General features: G+C 65.7%; 17 protein-coding genes. 12 read left to right on the top strand and 5 right to left on the bottom strand.

Annotated features, from left to right (window positions below; genetic code table 11):
- Positions 1-54: 54 nt before the first annotated feature.
- A complete protein-coding gene (locus ACYCAX_RS16225; protein ID WP_015478999.1) occupies positions 55-1,332 on the top strand; it encodes an acetyl-CoA C-acetyltransferase in 1,278 nt (425 codons plus the stop codon).
- A 338-nt stretch (positions 1,333-1,670) separates the two neighbouring features.
- Here the strand turns inward: ACYCAX_RS16225 and ACYCAX_RS16220 are convergent, their stop codons facing one another.
- On the bottom strand, positions 1,671-2,117 hold the full coding sequence (locus tag ACYCAX_RS16220) for an Lrp/AsnC family transcriptional regulator (protein ID WP_015478998.1): 447 nt from the start codon (positions 2,115-2,117) through the stop codon (positions 1,671-1,673).
- Between the two features lie 178 nt (positions 2,118-2,295).
- Between ACYCAX_RS16220 and yedA the strand changes: the two genes are divergently transcribed.
- Entirely contained in the window at positions 2,296-3,183 is an 888-nt protein-coding gene (gene yedA / locus ACYCAX_RS16215) for a drug/metabolite exporter YedA (protein ID WP_015478997.1), read from the top strand.
- 380 nt (positions 3,184-3,563) lie between these two features.
- Complete coding sequence (locus ACYCAX_RS16210; RefSeq protein ID WP_294977900.1) at positions 3,564-5,603, top strand: OPT family oligopeptide transporter; 2,040 nt, start codon at positions 3,564-3,566, stop codon at positions 5,601-5,603.
- A 153-nt stretch (positions 5,604-5,756) separates the two neighbouring features.
- Here ACYCAX_RS16210 and betT read toward each other — a convergent pair whose 3' ends face one another.
- Positions 5,757-7,715, bottom strand: coding sequence for a choline BCCT transporter BetT (betT, locus tag ACYCAX_RS16205; RefSeq protein ID WP_460248400.1), 1,959 nt, complete (start codon positions 7,713-7,715; stop codon positions 5,757-5,759).
- Between the two features lie 774 nt (positions 7,716-8,489).
- Between betT and ACYCAX_RS16200 the strand changes: the two genes are divergently transcribed.
- Positions 8,490-8,825 (top strand): hypothetical protein, encoded by a 336-nt coding sequence (locus tag ACYCAX_RS16200; protein ID WP_015478994.1) that lies wholly within the window; start codon positions 8,490-8,492, stop codon positions 8,823-8,825.
- A gap of 68 nt (positions 8,826-8,893) precedes the next feature.
- Here ACYCAX_RS16200 and ACYCAX_RS16195 read toward each other — a convergent pair whose 3' ends face one another.
- Both ACYCAX_RS16195 and ACYCAX_RS16190 read right to left on the bottom strand, forming a co-directional pair.
- Entirely contained in the window at positions 8,894-9,871 is a 978-nt protein-coding gene (locus ACYCAX_RS16195; RefSeq protein ID WP_294977903.1) for a sigma 54-interacting transcriptional regulator, read from the bottom strand.
- 222 nt (positions 9,872-10,093) lie between these two features.
- A complete protein-coding gene (locus ACYCAX_RS16190) occupies positions 10,094-10,873 on the bottom strand; it encodes a MetQ/NlpA family ABC transporter substrate-binding protein (protein ID WP_015478992.1) in 780 nt (259 codons plus the stop codon).
- 479 nt (positions 10,874-11,352) lie between these two features.
- On the opposite strand from ACYCAX_RS16190, the gene ACYCAX_RS16185 reads away from it, so the two are divergent.
- Genes ACYCAX_RS16185 through ACYCAX_RS16175 form a run of 3 tightly spaced genes read left to right on the top strand, consistent with a single transcriptional unit; the run spans position 11,353 to position 13,963 of the window.
- Positions 11,353-12,792: a cytochrome ubiquinol oxidase subunit I gene (locus ACYCAX_RS16185; RefSeq protein WP_460248387.1), complete on the top strand. Its 1,440-nt coding sequence runs from the start codon at positions 11,353-11,355 to the stop codon at positions 12,790-12,792.
- Between the two features lie 3 nt (positions 12,793-12,795).
- Entirely contained in the window at positions 12,796-13,803 is a 1,008-nt protein-coding gene (cydB, locus tag ACYCAX_RS16180) for a cytochrome d ubiquinol oxidase subunit II (RefSeq protein ID WP_015478990.1), read from the top strand.
- Between the two features lie 10 nt (positions 13,804-13,813).
- Positions 13,814-13,963, top strand: a complete 150-nt coding sequence (locus tag ACYCAX_RS16175; protein ID WP_015478989.1) for a DUF2474 domain-containing protein — start codon at positions 13,814-13,816, stop codon at positions 13,961-13,963.
- A gap of 210 nt (positions 13,964-14,173) precedes the next feature.
- Here the strand turns inward: ACYCAX_RS16175 and ACYCAX_RS16170 are convergent, their stop codons facing one another.
- On the bottom strand, positions 14,174-15,385 hold the full coding sequence (locus ACYCAX_RS16170; protein ID WP_460248386.1) for an MFS transporter: 1,212 nt from the start codon (positions 15,383-15,385) through the stop codon (positions 14,174-14,176).
- A gap of 330 nt (positions 15,386-15,715) precedes the next feature.
- Here ACYCAX_RS16170 and ACYCAX_RS16165 point away from each other — a divergent pair, with 330 nt between their 5' ends.
- The 5 genes from ACYCAX_RS16165 to ACYCAX_RS16145 are packed head-to-tail and all read left to right on the top strand — an operon-like array spanning position 15,716 to position 21,831.
- Positions 15,716-18,547, top strand: a complete 2,832-nt coding sequence (locus tag ACYCAX_RS16165; protein WP_460248385.1) for a xanthine dehydrogenase family protein molybdopterin-binding subunit — start codon at positions 15,716-15,718, stop codon at positions 18,545-18,547.
- Positions 18,540-19,079: a (2Fe-2S)-binding protein gene (locus ACYCAX_RS16160; protein WP_296286960.1), complete on the top strand. Its 540-nt coding sequence runs from the start codon at positions 18,540-18,542 to the stop codon at positions 19,077-19,079. Before ACYCAX_RS16165 ends, ACYCAX_RS16160 begins: the two co-directional genes overlap by 8 nt.
- Before the next feature lie 2 nt (positions 19,080-19,081).
- Positions 19,082-20,293, top strand: coding sequence for a c-type cytochrome (locus ACYCAX_RS16155; protein WP_460248384.1), 1,212 nt, complete (start codon positions 19,082-19,084; stop codon positions 20,291-20,293).
- Between the two features lie 3 nt (positions 20,294-20,296).
- Positions 20,297-21,268 carry an XdhC family protein gene (locus tag ACYCAX_RS16150; RefSeq protein ID WP_460248383.1) on the top strand — a complete coding sequence of 324 codons (972 nt, stop codon included), beginning with the start codon at positions 20,297-20,299 and terminating at the stop codon, positions 21,266-21,268.
- Positions 21,265-21,831, top strand: coding sequence for a nucleotidyltransferase family protein (locus ACYCAX_RS16145; RefSeq protein ID WP_294977927.1), 567 nt, complete (start codon positions 21,265-21,267; stop codon positions 21,829-21,831). Before ACYCAX_RS16150 ends, ACYCAX_RS16145 begins: the two co-directional genes overlap by 4 nt.
- Positions 21,832-21,911 lie beyond the last annotated feature (80 nt).

The following is a 21,911-nucleotide window of genomic DNA, read 5'->3' as shown; positions in this document are numbered from 1 at the left end:
AAGCGGCTAAGGTTAGCCTTGAGCGCACTTCAACGCTCATTTCAGGAGCCCTGCATGACCCAATTGCGCCGGGTCGCCATCGTCGGCGGCAACCGTATTCCCTTCGCCCGCTCCAACACCGTGTATTCCACGGCGAGCAACCAGGAGATGCTGACCTGTGCGCTGGACGGCCTGATCGAGCGCTACAAGCTGCACGGCGAGCGCCTGGGTGAGGTGGTCGCCGGCGCGGTGCTCAAGCATTCGCGCGACTTCAACCTGACCCGCGAATGCGTGCTCGGCACCCGCCTGGCGCCGGAAACCCCGGCCTACGACATCCAGCAGGCCTGCGGCACCGGCCTGGAAGCGGCCATTCTCGTCGCCAACAAGATCGCCCTGGGGCAGATCGAGTGCGGCATCGCCGGCGGCGTGGACACCACCTCCGACGCGCCCATCGGCGTCAACGAAGGGCTGCGCAGGATTTTGCTGGAGGCCAATCGCGGCAAGTCCAACGGCGAGAAGATCAAGAGCCTGCTGAAGATTCGCCCGCGTCACTTGATGCCGCACATCCCGAGGAACGGCGAGCCGCGCACCGGGCTGTCGATGGGCGAGCACTGCGAGCAGATGGCGCAGACCTGGGCCATCCCGCGCGACGAGCAGGACAAGCTGGCTTTCGAGAGCCACCACAAGCTGGCCGCCGCCTACGACGAGGGCTGGCAGAACGACCTGATGACGCCGTTCCGCGGCCTGGTGCGCGACCAGAACCTGCGCCCGGACATCAACCTGGAGAAGATCGGTACCCTCAAGCCGGTATTCGAACGCGGCTCGCGCGGCACGCTGACGGCGGCCAACTCCACGCCGCTGACCGATGGCGCCTCCGTGGTACTGCTGGCCAGCGAGGAGTGGGCCAAGGAACGCGGCCTGCCGATCCTGGCGTACTTCAAGGATGGCGAAGCGGCGGCGGTGGATTTCGTCGGCGGCCACGAGGGCCTGCTGATGGCGCCGGTCTACGCAGTGCCGCGCCTGCTGGCGCGTAACGGCCTGAGCCTGCAGGACTTCGATTTCTATGAGATTCACGAAGCCTTCGCCGCCCAGGTGCTGTGCACCCTCAAGGCCTGGGAGGACGCGGAGTACTGCAAGGAGCGCCTGGGACTGGATGCGCCGCTGGGCTCCATCGACCGCAGCAAGCTCAATGTGAAGGGCAGCTCGCTGGCCGCCGGTCACCCGTTCGCGGCCACGGGCGGGCGCATCATCGCCAACCTGGCCAAGCTGCTGGATGGCGCCGGCAAGGGACGCGGATTGATCTCGATTTGCGCGGCGGGCGGCCAAGGTGTGACCGCGATCGTAGAAAAGTAATCCAATACACCGGGGCGGCCCTGGTCGCCCCCACGATGTAGCAACTCCGTGACTTCAGGCGGTGCCGCGCAAGCGGCGCCGCCTTTTTTTATCTGCAGATTGCAGAACCTGTAGGAGCGAGCTTGCTCGCGAACCGCCCTGGCTTTGGAGCCGACCGGTGTTCGCGAGCAAGCTCGCTCCTACAACAAACCGGCAAGCGCGGGATTTATCCGCTCCTACGAAAACTCCGTGCGCAAGAAGTCCGCAACGTAGGGCGGATAACCTGGAACAGGTTATCCGCCGACCCTGGAACGGCCAATAACGCTGGCGCGTTATGCGTCCTGCGAAGAGGCGGCGGCTCAACCGTCCTGCAGCATCGCCGGATGCACGCGCGCGGAGAACGGCGTGGACAGCACCAGCGAGGTCCTGCTGGTGCCGAATTGCGCCAGGCGGTCGATCAGCTCTTCCAGCTCGCGGGTGCAGCTCACCGCGACCTTGAGCATCACGCAGGCCTCGCCGGTGATGCGGTAGCAATCGATGATCTGCGGGATTTCCAGCAGCGGGTCGAGCATGGTCTTGCTGCGATGGTCGTTCAGGCGCATCTCGATCAGGCACTGGATCGAGCGGCCCATCTTCGACAGGTCTACGCTGGCGTGGTAGCCAGTGATCACCCCGTCCGCCTCCAGGCGCGCCACGCGGTCGGCCACCGCCGGTGGCGAGAGGTTGATGCGCCGGGCCAGTTCGGCAAAGGACATCCGGCCATCTTCCAGCAGGGCGGCGAGCAGGGCGCGGTCGTATTTGTCCATCGGGGTAACCTCGGCTTTGGGGCGATATTCGATTCAACGGAAAGTCGCCTGAAAATCCATCGAATGAAAAGTGTTATGCCTGCTTTGGCGTTGTCTGTGCCTTATCCAGCGCTATCGGCCCCCATAAAATGAAGCGCTCCGCCTGCCTTGTCGAGCCTTTCCCATGACCACGATGCCCATGCCCAGAGCCCGCGTCTCCCTGACCCTGATCGCCGCATTCTTCGCCCTGTATTTCATCTGGGGCTCGACCTACCTGGTGATCCGCATCGGCGTCGAGTCCTGGCCGCCGATGTTGATGGCGGGCTGCCGCTTCATCATCGCCGGGACAATCCTGTTCGCCTGGATGCTCTGGCGCGGCGCACCGTTGCCCAGTTTCAGGCAGTGGCTGTCGGCGGGTGCCATCGGCATCCTCCTGCTCAGTTGCGGCAACGGCGGGGTGACGGTCGCCGAGCACTGGGGCGTGGCCTCGGGCGTGGCGGCGCTGGCGGTGGCCACGGTGCCGCTGTTCACCCTGGTGTTCGGGCGCTTCTTCGGCAACAAGACCAATGCGCTGGAGTGGGCAGGCATCGCCCTGGGGCTGTTCGGCATCGTCCTGCTCAACCTCGGCTCCAACCTGCAGGGCAGTCCGGCGGGCGCGGCGCTGATCATCTTCGCGGCGGCCACCTGGGCCTTCGGTTCGGTGTGGAGCCGGCGCCTGTCGCTGCCGGCCGGTCCGATGGCCAGTGCGGTGGAAATGCTGGTGGGCGGTGGGGTGCTGCTGCTGGGCAGTCTCCTCAGTGGCGAGCGCATGACCCAGATGCCGACGGCGGCCGGCTGGGGCGCGCTGGCGTACCTGGTGGTGTTCGGCTCGATCATCGCCTTCAGCGCCTACATGTACCTGCTGGCCAACGTGCGGCCGGCGGCGGCCACCAGCTACGCCTACGTCAACCCGGCGGTGGCGGTGATGCTTGGCGTGATGTTCGCCGGCGAGCACATCGGCCTGGCGGAGTCCCTGGCGATGGCGGTGATCATCAGCGCCGTGGTGCTGATCGGCCTGCCGCAGTGGCGGCGCCAGGGCGCGGCATGAGCTAGGCCAGAAAGGTTATTTCGCGCGTTTCGCCAAGGTATGAAACGGTTTCCGCAGGGAGGTCGTTTTCCTTTCTCAAGTACACCCACGCGCCAGTCGTCCAGGTGCTGACCGACAACGAGTGGGGGACAAGCCGTTCTGAGGGGGCCTGTGTAGGCGCGAGCTTGCTCGCGAACCGCAAAACGCTGGTGCCATGCCAGAATCCGTTCGCGAGCAAGCTCGCTCCTGCAGGAGTCCCCCGCGTCATTTATTTCCCGCCATCCCCCTGACTTGCGGCAACGAAGCCGCACCCCAGACCGCATTCGTCGCCATTCTGGGTCGCAGCCGCAGGCTCACTGTCCTACGCTTTGGCAGTTCCGCTTCATTATGAGACTGCCTACATGCAAGAAAGGATTCCCGACGAGTCCAACCTCGCCGAGCTGACGGTTCGCGGCCTGATCCTCGGCGCGCTGATCACCGTGGTGTTCACTGCCTCCAACGTGTACCTCGGCCTCAAGGTCGGTCTGACCTTCGCTTCGTCGATCCCCGCGGCGGTCATCTCGATGGCCGTGCTGCGCTACTTCTCCGGCTCCAACATCCTCGAGAACAACATGGTGCAGACCCAGGCCTCGGCGGCCGGCACCCTGTCCTCGATCATCTTCATCCTGCCCGGCCTGCTGATGATCGGCTACTGGAGCGGCTTCCCGTTCTGGCAGACCGCGGCGATCTGTTCCATCGGCGGCATCCTCGGCGTGCTCTACACCATTCCGCTGCGGCGGGTGATGGTGGTGCAGAGCAACCTGCCGTACCCCGAAGGCGTGGCGGCGGCGGAGATCCTGCGGGTCGGCAGCCATGACGAGGAACAGGAAAAGGCCGGCAAGTCCGCGAAGTCCGGCGGCCCGGGGCTGCGCGATATCCTCGCCGGCGGCTTGATCGCGGCGGCTTTCAGCCTGCTCAGCAGCGGTTTCAAGGTGCTCGCCGAGGGCTTCAGTTTCTGGCTCAGCGCCGGGCAAGCGGCCTTCCGCCTGTCCACCGGGTTCTCCCTGGCGCTGGTCGGCGCCGGCTACCTGATGGGCATCACCGCCGGCATCGCCATTCTCATCGGCGTGGTGATCGCCTGGGGCGTGGCGGTGCCGCTGCTCTCGGTGAACAGTGTGCTGGCCGCCGGGCAGAGCCTGCCGGAGCTGGCCACCAAGCTGTGGAGCAGCCAGGTGCGCTTCCTCGGCGCCGGCACCATCGGCATTGCCGCGCTGTGGACCCTGGCCACCCTGTTCAAGCCGATGGTGCAGGGCGTCTGGTCGTCGCTCAGCGCCGTGCGCGGTCGCGGCGAAGTGAGTGACCTGCGTACCGAACAGGACCTCTCGGCCAAGTGGATCGTGACCATCGCCGCCGTCCTGCTGGTGGCGCTGTTCGGAGTGTTCGCCGCCTTCCTCGGCGAGGCCGCGCCGGACCTGCGCGGGTTCGCCTTCTGGGGCCTGGTGGCGGTCTGCGTGATCTTCGCCTTCTTCTTCGGCTTCCTGATCGCCGCCGCCTGCGGCTACATGGCCGGCCTGGTGGGATCTTCCAGCAGCCCGATCTCCGGCATCGGCATCATCGCGGTGATCCTGGTGTCGCTGCTGATCCTCGGCGTCGGTTCCCTGGAGGACGGCTTCCTGGCGTTGGAAGGCGGCAAGCTCGCCATTGCCCTGGCGCTATTCACCACCTCGGTAGTGATCGCCATCGCGGCGATCTCCAATGACAACCTGCAGGACCTGAAGACCGGCTACCTGGTCGGCGCGACCCCGTGGCGGCAGCAGGTGGCGCTGATCGTCGGCTGCCTGGTGGGTGCCCTGGTGATCCCGCCGGTGCTGGAACTGCTGTTCAACGCCTACGGCTTCACCGGCGCCCTGCCGCGCGAGGGCATGGACCCGAACGCCGCGCTGGCCGCGCCGCAGGCGACGCTGATGACGGCGATTGCCAGCGGGATTTTCCACAACGCGCTGAACTGGAACATGATCCTCATCGGCGTGGCGCTGGGCATCGCGCTGATCCTGGTGGACGTGCTGCTGCGCCGTACCGGCAAGGCCAGCCTGCCGGTGCTGGCGGTGGGCTTGGGCATCTACCTGCCGCCGACCATCGGCATGACCCTGGTGGTCGGTGCGGTGCTGGCCTGGCTGCTGGAGTCGGCACTGAAGAAGCGCGCCCTGGCGGCCGGCATCAACGAGGAGAAATTCTCCGACGAACCCAGGCGCCGTGGCGTGCTGCTGGCGTCCGGCCTGATCGTCGGCGAGAGCCTGATGGGCATCTTCCTCGCCGGGGTGATCGGCACCACCGGCAAGGATGCGCCCCTGGCGCTGGTCGACGCCGGCTTCGAGGACACCGCGCAATGGCTGGGCCTGGTGGTGTTCGTGGCGATTTGCGTACTGTTCTACCGCAAGGTGCTCACCGGCACGCGCGGCTGATCCTGAGCGGTGATGCGAGGCGCCTGCGGGCGCCTTTCGCATTTGGGTTTTTCGTAGGAGCGAGCTTGCTCGCGAACGGATTCACTGGCCGCTCCGATGCTGGGCGGTTCGCGAGCAAGCTCGTTCCTGCTCAGGACATGCGCGGGCCTGAATTCAGCGCACCAGATGCAGGAACTGCAGGTGCCGTTCGTACTGATCGAGCATGTCGTTGATGATCTGCTCCTTGCTGTAGCCCATCAGGTCGTAGTCCTGGCTGCCCTCGGAGAGATGCACCTCGGCGCGGAAGTAGCGGCGGTTCTTCAGATGCAGGCCGCCCATGCCGGCGCGGGCGAAGGACGGGGTGAAGTAGCCGCGCATCGACACCTGGTAGAGGAACGGATGCTGCGCGCCGTGGCCGATCTCCAGGCCGATTTCCAGGTTGCCCAGGTCCAGGTCGGAATCGACCTGCAGGCCCTTCTCGCGGAACACTTCGGAAACCTCGGCGATCGCCGGGCTGACCACGTCGACCATGTAGCGGTATACCTCGTCGCGGGTGGGGAAATGCACCGCCTGGGAGATGCGCCGCTTCCAGCCGCCGGGCTTGGCCGAAGGCGGCGGCGCCAGGGAATGGGTGCGCGCGCGTTGGCGCTGGGATTCCAGGTAGAAGGCCTTGTGCAGCCCCCACATCATCAGCAGCAGGATCAGCGAGAACGGCAGCGAGGTCAGCACCACGGCTGACTTCAACGCATCGATGCTGCCGGCGAACAGCAAACCGCCGGTGACCAGTGCGGTGGCCACGCCCCAGAACACCCGCAGCCACTTCGGGCCGTCGTCGTCGGCGCTGCCGCCGTGGGCGGAGAGGGTGGAGAGCACCACGGTACCGGAGTCGGCCGAGGTGACGAAGAACACGAAGCTGACCAGCACCGTTACCGCGATCACCACGCGGCTGCCGGGGTAGTTCTGCAGCAGTTGGTAGAGCGCCATCGACGGTTCCTCGATGGCCGCGCGGCCCAGTTCGCTGAAACCGTGGTTGAGCACCTGGTCCAGGGCGCTGTTGCCGAAGATCGACATCCACGCCAGGGTGAAACCGAGCGGGATGAACAGCACGCCGAAGACGAACTCGCGGATCGTCCGCCCGCGCGAAATGCGTGCGATGAACAGGCCGACGAAGGGCGCCCAGGCGATCCACCAGGCCCAGTAGAACACCGTCCAGCCACCCAGCCAGTCGCTGCCGTCCTTGCCGTAGGCGTAGAGGTCGAAGCTCTTGGTCGGCAGGCTGCCCAGATAGTCACCGATGTTCTGCACCAGGGTATTGAGCAGGTGTTGCGTGGGGCCGGCGAACAGCACGAAGAGCAGCAGCGCGCAGGCCAGCAGCATGTTGATGTCCGACAGCAGGCGGATGCCCTTGTCGACGCCGGAGATGGCCACCAGGATCGCCGCGCCCATCATCAGCGCGATCAGGGTCATCTGCACCGGATGGCTGTGGGCGACGCCGAACAGGAAATCGAGGCCGGCGTTGAGCTGCAGTACGCCGAAGCCCATGTCCGCGCCCAGGCCGAACACCGTGGCGATGATGCCGAAGCAGTCCACTGCGTAGCCGATGGGGCTATTGATGCGCTTGCCGATCAACGGGTAGAGCGCCGAGCGCAGCGCCAGCGGCAGGTTGTGCCGGTAGGCGAAGTACGCCAGCGCCATCGCCACCAGGGCGAACACGCCCCAGCCGTGCAGGCCCCAGTGCAGGAACAGCAGCTGCATGGCCTGACGCGCCGCTTCCGGGGTTCCGGCTTCGCCCTGCGGCGGCTGGGCCAGGTGGGTCAGCGGCTCGGACACACAGAAGAAGAACAGGGTAATGCTGATGCCGGCGGCGAACAGCATGCCGGCCCAGGACAGGTAGCTGAATTCCGGCTCGTCGTGGTCGGCACCGAGCTTGATCTTTCCGTAGCCGGAAAGCGCGGTGACCACCACGAAGATCAGGTACAGCGTCATCGCCAGCAGGTAGTACCAGCCGACGCTCCCTGCGGCCCAGGTCTGGGCGGCGAGCAGCCATTCACCGGCCGGTTGCGGCAGGCCGATGACGACGAGGGCGAAGATCAGGATCAGCGCCGCCGCACCGTAGAAGACCGGTGGGTTCATGCGCATGGAGGGACAGGGTGTTACGGGCGGGGTGGGGGATTGTGCAGCGGACAAAACGGGCGGGGTTCCTCGTGTTTTTCCTTGAACAAGCATTCAATGAAAACACGGGATGGCCTTGCAAGGCCAATCGGCGGGACCGATGGTCCCGCCGCCGGCCCTGTACGAGGGCCGAGCGGAGCGGGTACTGCTTTACTTGCGGCGGTTCTTTTTCGCCTCACGGATCTCACGGCGTTCCGGGTCGACCTTCGCGGGCGCGGTCAGGAAAGCGGTGGCGGCGAAGAAGTTAGCAAGAGCGGCAAAGCTGGTCACGATAGTCTCCAATGGCGCCGGGGAAAATGGGTCCCGACCGCCTGATAGCCATTTTCCCTGAAGATTGTGACGAAAAGAAGTGAATGGTCTTGATGAGGGGTATTGATCTGGTCGATGGGACTGCTTTTTTCGATATTTGCGGGTAATCGACCTTATTTTGACTCTTTGCTCAGGATTCCCTCCTGCCGACCTGCAACTCGGCAAAGCCTTTCACTGCGACCGTTCGTCGCGAAAGGTGAAACGGTTCAGCGCCATTCGTGGCTTTGCCACGATTACCGGCTGTCAGGCCGGTGAAACAGTTCTCCGCATAGCACAGTTACCGGGATAGAGCGGGTTCCAGTCCGGAAACTTGAACGGATGTGCAATTTTTCGTGAAAAACATGTGAAACGGCTATGGCGATTGACTTGCCGATTCCGTTAGTCTCCCCGGCAGGACAAAAAAACACCAACAGGGAGCATCTCGAGATGGACTTCAAACGCATTGCCATTGCCACTGCACTCTTCGCTTCGCTGGCCGGTTGCCAGACCATGACCACCAACCAGGCCATCGTTCCGCTGCAAGCCGCTACCGCCCAGATGATCGGCCTGGCTTCCTCCGACGAGCTGGTTGTCAGCGACGTCAAAGCCGGTCAGCCGGACGCTCTGGGTGGCCAGGAACTCTCCTACGTCGCCACCACCACCAAAGGCCGCGTGTTCAACTGCACCTCGCGCATGATGCCGGGCCTGCTGACCGATCCGGCCAAGCTGACCAACCCGTCGTGCACCCCGGTGGTCGCTCACTCGAACACCGCTACCAAGTAACACCCCAGTTGCATGCAGTCGCCCCTGCGCGGCCCTTCGGGTCGCGCTGGCGACTACAGCGCGGCGGCTCAGCCGCGCTCGTGCTCCAGGCGTTGCAATAGCGCACGCAGCTGCGCTTCGACGCCGGGCTGGCGCAGCAGACGCCCCAGCGCCTCTTCGCTTATCTGCGTTTTCCCGCCAGTTCCGGCCACGCCGCCTGATCCTGCTACGCCGCCTGACCCCGCCACGCCGCCTGAAAAGTTCAGGTGCTCCGGGCGTATCTCCTCGTCCGGGCTGACCAGCAGGGCGAAGTGGATGACGTTCTCCAGCTCGCGGATGTTGCCCGGCCACGGGTAGCTTTCCAGCACCCGCTGGGTGTCGCCGGCGATCTGCGGCACCGGTAGTTCCAGGCGCTGCGCGTGCACGCCGAGGAAGTATTCGGCCAGCGGTTGGATGTCCCCGATACGCTCGCGCAGCGGCGGCAGGGTCAGGTTGCCGTCGTGCAGGTACTGCTTGAGGCCTTCGAGGAACTTCCCCGCCTTCACCGCCTGCCCCAGGTCGACGCTGGTGGCGGCGACCAGGCGCACGTCCACCGGCACCGGCTCGCGCGCGCCGACGCGCAGCACTTCGCGCTCCTGCAGCACGCGCAGCAGTTTCTGCTGCAGCGACAGCGGCAGGTCGGCGATTTCGTCCAGGTACAGGGTTCCGCCGTTGGCCGAGCCGAACCAGCCGGCGCGGCTGCTCACCGGGCCATTGTGCGCGCCGGGGGCGTAGCCGAAGAGTTCGGCCTCGGCATAGTTGCGGCTCAGGGCGCCGCAGCTCACCGCGACGAACAGGCCGGGCCGTTCGCTGGCGCGGTGGATGTGGCGGGCCAGCAGCTCCTTGCCGGTACCGGTTTCGCCGTGGATCAGCACCGGTTGCGGCAACGGTGCCAGGCGTTCCACTTCATCGCGCACCTGGTGCGAACGCGGGTCGAAGAACACCAGCGCCTTGGCGCGGATGCTCAGCGGGCTCTTGTCGGCGTCGGGGAAGGTCAGCAGTGGCGCCGGCGTGTGCGGGGCGTTCATGGGGGTTCTCCTTCTACTTCTGCGCCAGGGCGCGTCCAGCGTCCGCGGGACGTCACGAATGGCGCGAGCCCGCATGCGCCCTGTCCGTGCCGCCCCCGGCGGTCCTGGACGGATTCCAAGAAAAACGCCGGTGGAACCTGCCCACCGGCGTCGAAGCGGGGGCGCGATCAGACGCGCGCCAGCCTGGGAGTCGTTGTGCCCGGCGGCTTGCCGGGCGGCGGATCAGAAGGCCGGCACCACGGCGCCGTTGTACTTCTTCTCGATGAAGGCCTTGACTTCCGGACTGGTCAGGGCGGCGGAGAGTTTCTTCAGGGCATCGCTGTCCTTGTTCTCCGGACGCGCCACCAGGTAGTTCACGTAGGGCGAGTTGCGGTCTTCGAGGATCAGCGCGTCCTTCACCGGGTTGAGCTTGGCTTCCAGGGCGTAGTTGGTGTTGATCAGGTCCAGGTCGACCTGGTCCAGCACGCGCGGCAGCAGGGCCGATTCCAGTTCCTTGAACTTCAGGTGCTTGGGGTTCTCGGCGATGTCTTTCGGGGTGGCCAGGGCGTTGCTCGGATCCTTCAGCTTGATCACGCCGGCCTTCTGCAGCAGGAGCAGGGCACGGCCGCTGTTGCTGCCTTCGTTGGGGATGGCGACGGTGGCGCCGTCCGGCAGTTCGGCCAGGGATTTGTACTTCTTCGAGTAGCCGCCGAAGGGCTCGACGTGCACCCCGGTCACGGTGACCAGGTGGGTGCCCTTGCCGGCATTGAAGTTGTCCAGGTACGGCTTGGTCTGGAAGTAGTTGGCGTCCAGGCGTTTCTCGGCGACCTGCACGTTGGGCTGCACGTAGTCGGTGAAAACCTTGATCTCCAGGTCCACGCCTTCCTTGGCCAGGGTCGGCTTGATCAGTTCGAGGATCTCGGCGTGGGGAACCGGGGTGGCGGCGACGATCAGCTTTTCATTGGCGAAGGCCGAGGTGGTGAAGGCAGCGGCGAGGGCGCTCAGAAGCAGCAGCTTTTTCATTGCGATGTCCTTGTGGGGCAGGTGACCGCGGGCATCCGGGCCGACCGGGATGGGGCCTTCGAACGGGCGCTGGAGTCATGTTCCGCCGCTTCAGTGGCGGTGGTCGATGCAGACGTTAGCGATCTTTTTTATTCCAATAAAATACTAATTTTTCATTTTGATATTCTAATTTGTTTATTTGAGCGGCCTATGACGAGCCGTATGAGACATGCTGTCGCGCGACACCCCGCCGCGCGGCAACCCACCACGGCGGCCTCGGGGCGCGTCGGGCGTAACATCGAATCAATTTCTTGAGCGGCGTCAATGCAGATGGTGGTCCATTCTGATTGGGCGGCGAAAAGAAGCCGAACCGACAGCAGATCGGTGGCTCGAAACTGAGTCATTAGAAAAGACAGACTCACGCAAGAACGCCCTGCGCATGCGCAAGGCACGGTGCCCAACCACTTCGGTGGCGGGCGTCAGCCTGAAGAGGAATCGTCATGTTCGGACTAGAGGCGCTCGACCTGGCCCGGATCCAGTTCGCCTTTACCGTATCCTTCCACATCATCTTCCCTGCCATCACCATCGGCCTCGCCAGCTACCTCGCGGTGCTCGAAGGCTTGTGGCTGAAGACCAGCGACGAGGTCTATCGCGACCTCTATCATTTCTGGTCGAAGATATTCGCCGTCAACTTCGGCATGGGCGTGGTCTCCGGCCTCGTCATGGCCTACCAGTTCGGCACCAACTGGAGCGCCTTCTCGGCGTTCGCCGGGAGCATTACCGGCCCGCTGCTGACCTATGAAGTGCTCACCGCCTTCTTCCTCGAAGCCGGCTTCCTCGGCGTCATGCTCTTCGGTTGGCACCGCGTCGGCCCGGGCCTGCACTTCTTCGCCACGCTGATGGTGGCCATCGGCACGCTGATCTCCACCTTCTGGATCCTTGCTTCCAACAGCTGGATGCAGACCCCGCAGGGCCACGAGATCGTCAATGGCGTGGTGGTGCCGGTGGACTGGGTGGCGGTGATCTTCAACCCGTCCTTCCCCTACCGCCTGCTGCACATGGCGATCGCTTCCTTCGTCGCCACCGCCTTCTTCGTCGGCGCCTCGGCGGCCTGGCACCTGCTGCGCGGCCGCGACAACCCGGCGATCCGCAAGATGCTCTCGATGGCCATGTGGATGGCGCTGATCGTGGCGCCGATCCAGGCGATGGTGGGCGACGCCCACGGTCTCAATACCCTTAAGCACCAGCCGGCGAAGATCGCCGCGATGGAAGGTCACTGGGACAACAGCAGTGGCGAGGCGACCCCGCTGATCCTGTTCGGTTGGCCGGACATGGAGCGCGAGGAAACCCGCTTCAAGGTGGAGATCCCGGTCCTCGGCAGCCTGATCCTCAATCACAGCCTGACCGAGCCGATCCCGGCGCTGAAGGACTTCCCCAAGGCCGACCGACCCAACTCCACCGTGGTCTTCTGGTCGTTCCGCATCATGGCCGGCCTGGGCATGCTGATGATCCTGGTCGGCCTGTGGAGCGTCTGGCTGCGCCTGCGCAAGCGGCTCTACCAGAACCGCGCCTTCCTCCGGCTGGTGCTGTGGATGGGGCCGTCCGGCCTGATCGCTATCCTCGCCGGCTGGTTCACCACCGAGGTCGGCCGCCAGCCCTGGGTCGTCTATGGGCTGATGCGCACCGCCGATGCGGTGTCCAACCACAGCGTCACGCAGATGAGTCTGACCCTGGTGATGTTCGTGCTGGTGTACTTCTCGCTGTTCGGTGTGGGCATCGGCTACATGATGCGCCTGGTGCGCAAGGGCCCGGTCACCCATGAGGGCCGCGAAGCCAGCCACGGTGGCGCCGGGCAGAAACGTACTCCGGCGCGTCCATTGTCGGCCACCGCAGAGGGCTTCGACGACGATGACAGCGCCAGTCCGGCAGGGAGGAACTGAGTCATGGGAATCGATCTTCCGCTGATCTGGGCAATCATCATCATCTTCGGCGTGATGATGTACGTGGTGATGGACGGCTTCGACCTGGGGATAGGCATGCTCTATCCGTTCTTCAAGGACGAAGGCGACCGCGACGTGATGATGAACACCGTGGCGCCGGTCTGGGACGGTAACGAAACCTGGCTGGTGCTGGGCGGCGCGGCGCTGTTCGGCGCCTTCCCGGTGGCCTACTCGGCCGTGCTCTCGGCGCTCTACCTGCCGCTGATCCTGATGCTGGTGGGGCTGATATTCCGCGGCGTGGCCTTCGAGTTCCGCTTCAAGGCCAAGCCGGCCAAGCGGCACATCTGGGACAAGTCGTTCATCGCCGGTTCCCTGGTGGCGACCTTCTTCCAGGGCGTGGCGCTGGGCGCCTTCATCGAAGGCATTCCGGTGGAGAATCGCGCCTTCGCCGGTGGCGCACTGGACTGGCTGGCACCGTTCCCGCTGTTCTGCGGTCTCGGCCTGGTCGTCGCCTATACGCTGCTGGGCTGCACCTGGCTGATCATGAAGACCGAAGGCCGCCTGCAGGAGCGCATGCACGACCTGGCCAGGCCGCTGGCGCTGGTGCTGCTGGCGGTGATCGGCATCGTCAGCCTGTGGACGCCGCTGGCCCACGAAGATATCGCCCAGCGCTGGTTCAGCCTGCCGAACCTGTTCTGGTTCCTGCCGGTGCCCCTGCTGGTGCTGCTGACCTTCTACGGCCTGCTGCGCTCGGTGGCCAACAACGACCATGTGCAGCCCTTCGTGCTCACCCTGGTGCTGATCTTCCTCGGCTACAGCGGCCTGGGGATCAGCCTGTGGCCGAACATCGTGCCGCCGTCGCTGTCTATCTGGGACGCGGCCGCGCCGCCGCAGAGCCAGGGCTTCATGCTGGTGGGCGCGCTGTTCATCATCCCCTTCATCCTTGGCTACACCGCGTGGAGCTACTACGTGTTCCGCGGCAAGGTGAAGCATGGCGATGGCTACCACTGAGGGCTGCGCGATGACCCATGAGGAGCAAGGCAAGGCGCCGCTGCGCAAGCGGCTCGGCTGGCTGGTGCTGATCTGGGCGTTGAGCGTTGCCGCCCTCGGCGTGGCGGCCTGGCTGATGCGCCTGTTCATGAGCGCGGCGGGCCTGGGCACGCCGCACTAGTCCGCACAATCGATCCCATCCGGGCGCTGTTCTTGGCGCCCGTTCCCACATCCCTCGCCGGTGCTTCCAGCGAGGGATTTTTTTGCCTCGGTGGGTGGGGTTGGGTTTTATGTAGGAGCGAGCTTGCTCGCGAACATACTCACCGGCAGAACCGATGTTGGGCGGTTCGCGAGCAAGCTCGCTCCTACGAAAAGCGGGACGGCGAAGCTGTCAGTGCAGCTTGTCCCGCTTGGCCAGGGTGGGGAACAGCTTCATCCAGGCCCCGGTAACGATCAGCGTCCCCACACCGCCGAGCACCACCGCCGGCACGGTGCCGAGCCAGTGGGCGGTGACGCCGGACTCGAACTCGCCCAACTGGTTCGAGGCGCCGATGAACAGGCCGTTCACCGCGCTGACCCGGCCGCGCATCTCGTCCGGGGTTTCCAACTGCACGAAGGCGCCGCGGATGACCATGCTGATCATGTCCGCCGCGCCCAGCACCACCAGTACCGCCAGGGAGAACCAGAAGGAGGTCGACAGGCCGAAGGCGATGGTGGCGACGCCGAAGATACCGACGGCGAGGAACATGATCCGCCCGACGTTGCGCTCGATGGGGAAGCGCGCCAGCCAGAACGACATCAGCAGCGCGCCCACCGCCGGCGCCGAGCGCAGCAGGCCCAGGCCCCAGGGGCCGGTGAGCAGGATGTCCTTGGCGAACACCGGCAGCAGCGCGGTGGCGCCGCCCAGCAGCACGGCGAACAGGTCCAGGGAAATGGCGCCGAAGATGTCCGGGCGGCTGCGGATGAAACGGATGCCGGCCAGCAGCGACTCCAGCGTGGCCTTGCCCTGGACGGCCGGCGCCTGGCGCGCGGGCAGGGTGAGCACCAGGCCGCAGGCGATGAAGTACAGCACCGCGGTGGGCGTGTAGACCCAGAAGGCGCCGAAGGCGTAGAGCAGGCCGCCCAGGGCCGGTGCGGCGATGGTCGCTGCCTGCATGGCCGAGGCGGAGGCCGCCACGGCGCGGGGGAACAGCGCGGTGGGCACGATGTTCGGCAGCAGTGCCTGGGTGGTCGGCATCTCGAAGGCTCGCGCGGTGCCCAGCAGGAAGGCCATCACGAAGATCATCTCGCGGGTCACGTTGTCGGTGCTGGCGCCGATCACCAGCGCGACGGCGATCAGGCCCTGGCCAATCTGGCAGAGCGAGGCGATGCGCCGGCGGTCGTAGCGGTCGGCTACATGGCCGGTGTGCAGCATGAACAGCACGCGCGGCAGAAACTCCACCAGCCCCACCAGGCCGAGGTCGAGCACGTTGTGGGTCAGCTCGTAGATGTGCCAGCCGATGGCCACGGTGATCATCTGGAAAGCACTGGCGGTGCAGACGCGGGCGAGCCAGAAGGCGAGGAAGGGGCGGTGACGCAGCAGGGACGTGGCTTCGGCGGTCATGGAAAGTGCTTTTGTTAGGAGGCTAAGCAAGGGCTGCGCAGCGTAACACGGTGTAGCACTTATCCGGTTGTATTGCGCAGGAGGCGCGGAGTTGAGGCCCGCGCGCGGGAGCTGATGAGTGGTCATCAGATTGGGCGACAGCGCGACAAGTTGCCTGCTTGACTTTGCCTGGAGGGGCGCGAATGGGGTAAAGTTGACGAATGAGTCAGGTTTTTCTGTGGTTTCCCACTCCGACGTCGACTCCGAAACGTCAATGATTCCGCACCCTCCGAGCTCTCTCCAGCATTAGAAAACGACATGGGCGGGCCTTCACCGTCCAGAGGATGAACCATGTCCAACCGTGATATTTCCCGGCGTGCCTTCCTGCAGGGCGGGCTGATCGCTGGCGTCGGCGTAACGCTCGCGCCGCTCGGCAGCCGGGCTTTCGCTGCCCTGATGGAAAACAGCGTCACCGTCTCGCCGCAGCAGTGGATGGGCCACGACGGCAAGGCGCGTTTCCGTAACGATGCGCTGTCCAAGGTCTGCGGCAACAAGGTGTTCGCCCGCGACATCCGCTCCAGGGACATGCCCGGCTGGCCGCAGCAGCAGGGCCACGCCATGCTGCTCAAGACCATCAAGGCCGACCGCATTTTCGAGGGCATCGACCTCGCCTGGCTGGGCGTCGACCTGCAGCCGGACCGCATCGTCACCGCCGCCGACCTGGACAAGGACGGCATCGCCTTCCCCGAGGCCCACGCGCCGGATCCGCTGCTGCCGCCGGGCAAGGTACCGATGTTCATCGGCCACCCGGTGGCGATCCTGATCTGGAACGACTTCGAGCGTTTCCGCAAAGCCAAGCTGAAGATGAAGTTCAACGACAAGGCGATCCGTTACGGCGCGAAGGCTCCGCTGTACCAGGGCGATCCCTACGGCAGCTTCCGCTACGTGCGCGTCGGCGGCGCGACCTCGGCCGATCCGGACGAGTTCTCCAGCCTCAAGGACTCGATCCTCTTCCCGATGATCCGCGAGCGCAAACCGGTGTGGAACCAGCAGCCCAATCAGCACGGCGACCTCACCGAGCAGGGTCTGTTCTACGCGCAGAAGATCAAGGAGCAGATCGACAACCCGCCCCAGGACTGGCTGATCTTCGACGAGCGCTACAAGACCCCGTCCATCGAGCCGGCGGCGATGGAGCCGGACAACGGCAACGGCTGGTACGACCCGGCGAGCAAGACCCTGCACTTCGTGGTCGCCACCCAGTGCCCGTTCGAGGCGGCGTACGAGACGGTGCTGATGATCAAGCCGTCGCGCTTCGGCCTGGCCCAGTTGAACATGCACCCCGGCTACACCGTGGGGTACGGTTCCAAGGACCACAACATCTTCGTCTACTACGCGGCCCTGGCGGCGCTGTACGGCAACGGTGTGCCGGTGCGCCTGGCCAACGACCGCTACGAGCAGTTCCAGAGCGGCATCAAGCGCCACCCGTTCGACATCCACTACCAACTGGCGGTGGACAAGAAGGATCTGACCTTCAAGGTGTTCCGCTCCGAGATGAGCGTGGACGGTGGCGGTCGCATCAACTACAGCCCGTCCGTGGCGGCGGTGGGCGCCACTGCCGCGCAGTCGATCTACTACATGCCGCAGAACGACCTGCAGGTGACTGCCTACCATTCCCGCGCCGTCGAGGCCGGTTCCATGCGTGGCTACGGCACCCTGCAGAGCATGGCCGCCACCGAGATGATGGTGGACGAGATCGCTGGCCGCCTGGGCGTCGACGCCATCGAGCTGCGCCGTGTCAACGCGCTCAAATCCGGCATGAAGAACACCCAGGGCGCGATTCCTGCCGGCGCCCTGCGCCTGCACGAGATCCTCGACAAGGCTGCCGCCCACGAGTGGTGGAAGACTCGCGACGCGCGCAAGAAAGAGATGGACGCCAAGGACCCGGATCACTGGTACGGCGTCGGCTTCGCCATCTGCCAGAAGGACTTCGGCACCGGCTCCGAAGCGCCCATGGCGAGCATCGAGTTCGATGCCCAGGGCAAGGTGCACATGCGCCATATCGGCATCGAGATCGGCACCGGCATGTCCACCTCCCAGGCGCTGGTGGTGGCCGACTTCCTCGGCAAACCGGCGGACGAGATGAAGACCGCCGAGACCGAATGGCCGGAGCTGCAACTGCTCAGCGGCGAAGACCCCTACACCATGAGCCAGCCCACCCAGGACGAGAAGCTGCGCAACCCGCGCTGGGTCGGCAAGTACGCCTCGGCGTCGTCGGCGACCAACTCGGCCTACTACTTCAGCCACGCCACCCGTGAAGCGGCGCGCGTGCTGTTCAACCACGGCCTGTGGCCGGCGGCCCTGGAAATCTGGCGTCGCGGCCCGTTCAACGGCGCGGCCAACCCGCTGGTGGTGCGCCGCGAAGACGCCCACTGGGTCGACGGCAAGCTCACCGCCAACGGCCTGGAGCCGCTGTCCTTCGCCGAGCTGGCGCAGGTTGCCCACGACAAGGGCCTGGTCACGGGCGCCACCGTCCACGGCTTCAACCGCTGGAGCTGGGCGGAGTGCGATTTCGTCATCGACGGCGTGCGCGACCGCCTGCCGCTGGACGCCCTGGCCGTGAAGTACGGCGACGGCGCACCGGGCGTGAAGAAGGCGCAGATGAACAGCGCCGGATTCCACCTGCTCGATCGCCAGAACGTGGCCTATCCGCCGGTGCAGCTGAACAACGCCGCGGTGACCTACTACAGCCCGGTGGCGACCATCGTCGAGCTGAAGGTGAACAAAGGCAACGGCGAAGTCAGCGTGCTCAACCACCACAGCTGGATCGAGTGCGGCCGCGTGCTGGTGCCCGAGCTGGTGAAAGGCCAGATCGAAGGCGGCACCGCGATGGGCATCGGCCATGCGCTGCTGGAAGACATGCCGCTGTACGAGGGCGGCCCGGGCGAGGGCGACTGGAACTTCAACCGCTACCGTCTCCCGAAGGCGAAAGACGTGGCCGTCTGGCAGCAGAGCTCGGAAATCCTTCCGCCTCTGTCGCCCAGCGACCCGTCCAAGGGCATCGCCGAGGTGGTGATGATCCCGGTGGTCGGTGCCATCGGCAACGCCGTGGCCCACGCCATCGGCAAGCGCGTCCGCGACCTGCCCATCACCCCTGCTCGTATCAAGGAGGCCCTCAATGGCTAACCGTCCGCTCAACCTGACCATCAATGGTCAAACCGTCGGTCCGGTCGAGGTTCCCGAGGACCTGCCGATGATTGACTACCTGCACGAATACCAGAACCTCACCGGCTCGCGCCTGGGCTGCGGCCAGGGCATCTGCCATGCCTGCGTGGTGATCGTCGACAACCCCGACGGCACCAGCGAGGAAGTGCGCACCTGCATCACCGGCGCGCACTACTTCGAAGGCAAGAAGGTGCGCACCATCGAGGGCCACGCCAAGCGTGAGGAAGACGGTTCGGTGAAGGAACTGAACCCGATCCAGCAGAAGTTCGTCGACCGCTTCGCCTTCCAGTGCAGCTACTGCGCACCGGGCTTCGTCAACGCCGCCACCGTGCTGGTGGAAAAGGCCCAGCGCCAGCCGCTGAAGAAGAGCGAACTGGAATCGACCATCGAGGCGAGCCTCGGCCACCACATCTGTCGCTGCACCGGGTATGTGCGTTACTACGACGCCACCCGCGAAGTGCTGACCGATCTCGGCCTGGTCAAGGAGGGCTAAGCATGCAGCGCATTCTTTCCGGCCTCACGCTGGCTGTCGGCCTCGGCCTGGCAGTCGGTGCCCAGGCCGCCGACCAGGACCTGATCAAACGCGGCGAGTACGTCTCCCGCGCCGCCGACTGCATGGCCTGCCACACCGCCGAGGGCGGTGCGCCGTTCGCCGGCGGCCTGCCGATCCACTCGCCGTTCGGCACCATCTACGGCAGCAACATCACCCCGGACAAGGAGTTCGGAATCGGCAACTACAGCGCCGACGACTTCTTCGCCGCCGTTACCCAAGGCAAGCGCAAGGATGGGGCCAATCTCTACCCGGCCATGCCCTACACCTCGTACCACCTCATCAAGCGCGAGGACAGCGATGCCCTCTACGCCTACCTGATGAGCCAGACGCCAGTGCACCGCGCCGCTCCGGAAACCAGCCTGAGCTTCCCGTTCAACGTGCGCATGGGGCTGTCGGGCTGGAACATGCTCTACGGCAAGAGCGTCCAGCTGGAGAATGCCGAGGGCAAGAGCGCGGCGTACCAGCGCGGGCAGTACCTGGTGGAAGTGCTCGGCCACTGTGGCGAGTGCCACACCCCGCGTAACCAGATCGGCGCCCTGCAGCAGGACAAGCGCCTCACCGGCGGCCTGCTCAACGGCTACAGCGCCCCGAGCCTGCTGGCCCAGGACTTGGCCGAGCGCGGCTGGACCAGTGCCGACCTCACCGGCTTCCTCAAGCACGGCATGAGCCCGCAGGGCAGCATGTTCAACGAGATGTTCCCGGTGATGCACCTGAGCACCCAGCACCTGGCTGACGAGGACCTCGCTGCCATGTCCACCTACCTGCTCGGCGAACAGCCGCCGCAGGCCAAGGTGGTCCAGGCCGTGACCGAGGACAAGCTCAGCGACAGTGCCAAGCGCGGTCGCCAGCAGTACCTCAACGTCTGCGCCGGCTGTCACGGCAACGACGGCGAGGGCAAGCCGCACATCGCCGTGGCCATGCAGGGCAACACCACCCTGCGCCTGGCCGATTCGCGCAACCTGGCCAAGGTCATTGTCGAGGGCATCCGCGAGCAGCAGTTCACCGGCTTCGAGCGCATGCAACCAATGCCGGGCTTCGCTGACAAGCTCAATGACGAGCAGCTCACCGACCTGATCAACTACCTGCGCCAGGCCTGGGGTGGCTTGCCGGGCGACATGGGCGTACAACAGGTCGCTCAACTCAAGGCGGAGTGAGTCGTGCAGCATCTCGATCTGCAAGTAGTCCGGCAGGCGCTCCAGTGGTCCAACGCCGGGCAGCGCGTGTGGCTGTGCAGCGTGCTCTTCACCTATGGCTCAGCGCCCCGCGCGCCGGGCTCGCTGCTGGCGGTCAACGCCAGCGGCCAGTGGGTGGGTTCGCTGTCCGGCGGCTGCGTCGAGGATGACTTCCTCGAACGCGTCGCCGAGGGCGAGTTCAGCGAACCGGTGGTCGTCGTGCGCTACGGCGACGGCACCGACACCCGCACGAACATCCGCCTGCCCTGCGGCGGCATCCTCGATGTGCTGGTGGAAAACCTCGCGCCCGATTGCGACGTGCAGGCCCACCTGCGCGAACTGGAATCGGCGCTGCTCGGCCAGCGCCGCCTGCTGCGCGAAGTGAACCTGCAGGACGGCAGCCGCCGCCTGCGCGACGACCACGAGCACGGCCCGCGGGTCGAGCGTGACGAAGCCCGCGTGCGTCTGCGCATCGGCGCTGCGCAGCGCTTGCTGCTAGCCGGGTACTCCAGCGTCGCGCACTTCTGCGCGGAGTTCGGCAAGGGGCTGGGCTTCGAAGTCATCCTCTGTGATCCCCGCGAAGAAGCGCTGGACGGCGTGGTGCTGGACGGCATCGAAATCCGCCGCGAACTGCCGTCGATCTTCATCGCCAACGGCGGCTGCCACGCGGACACCGCCGTCGTCGCCCTGACCCACGACCCGAAGATCGACGACCTGGCGATGCTCGAAGCCGTGCGCACCGAGGCCTTCTACATCGGCGTGATGGGTTCGCGCACCACTTCCGAAAAGCGCCGCGAGCGCCTGGTACGGGTGGGAGGCCTGAGCGAGACCGAACTGGCGCGCATTCACGCGCCCATCGGCCTCAACCTGGGCAGCAAGACCCCGGCGGAAATCGCCCTGGCCGTGCTCGCCGACATCCTGCGCACCCGCAGCGGCATCGCCCGCGAGGCGCTGTGACGGTCGTGGCGCTGGTCCTGGCTGCCGGCCAGGGCTCGCGCTTCGGCGCGGACAAGCGCCGCGCGACCTTGCCCGACGGGCGCAGCCTGCTGGCGCACAGCGTTGAACGCGCGCTGGCGGTGTTCGCTGAAGTACGGGTGGTGCTGCGTGACGGCGAGCGGGCGGAAGATTTCGGCCTGCCTGCCGGTAGCCGGATTATCTACAGCCCGGACGCGGCGCTCGGCATGGGGCACAGCCTGGCGGCGGGCGCGGCTTCGCTGGGTGACAGTGATGCACTGGCCGTGGCCATCCTGCTCGGCGACATGCCGTGGATCGCCCTGGATACCTTGCAAGCGCTGATCGATGCGGCCAGCGCTTCGAGCATTCTTTTTCCGATTTTCGAAGGCCAGCGCGGGCACCCCGTGTTGTTCGGGCGCGAGTTTTGGCCGGCGCTGACACAGCTCACCGGCGATGAAGGCGCCCGGACAGTGGTGCGGGCACACCGTGATTGCTGCGTCACCCTGGACGTCGCCGACGCAGGCGTGCTGAGTGACGTCGATACACCGGCCGCACTGCGTTCCTGACCTGGTTCGCGAGCAAGCTCGCTCCTACAGGGGAAACTCCGGCGTCAGACTGTAGGAGCGAGCTTGCTCGCGAACCCCGG

The sequence above is a fragment of the Pseudomonas sp. MT3 genome (assembly GCF_054720805.1).
The sequence above is the reverse complement of the archived record's forward strand: the minus strand, read 5'-3'. Positions and strand labels throughout refer to the sequence as shown.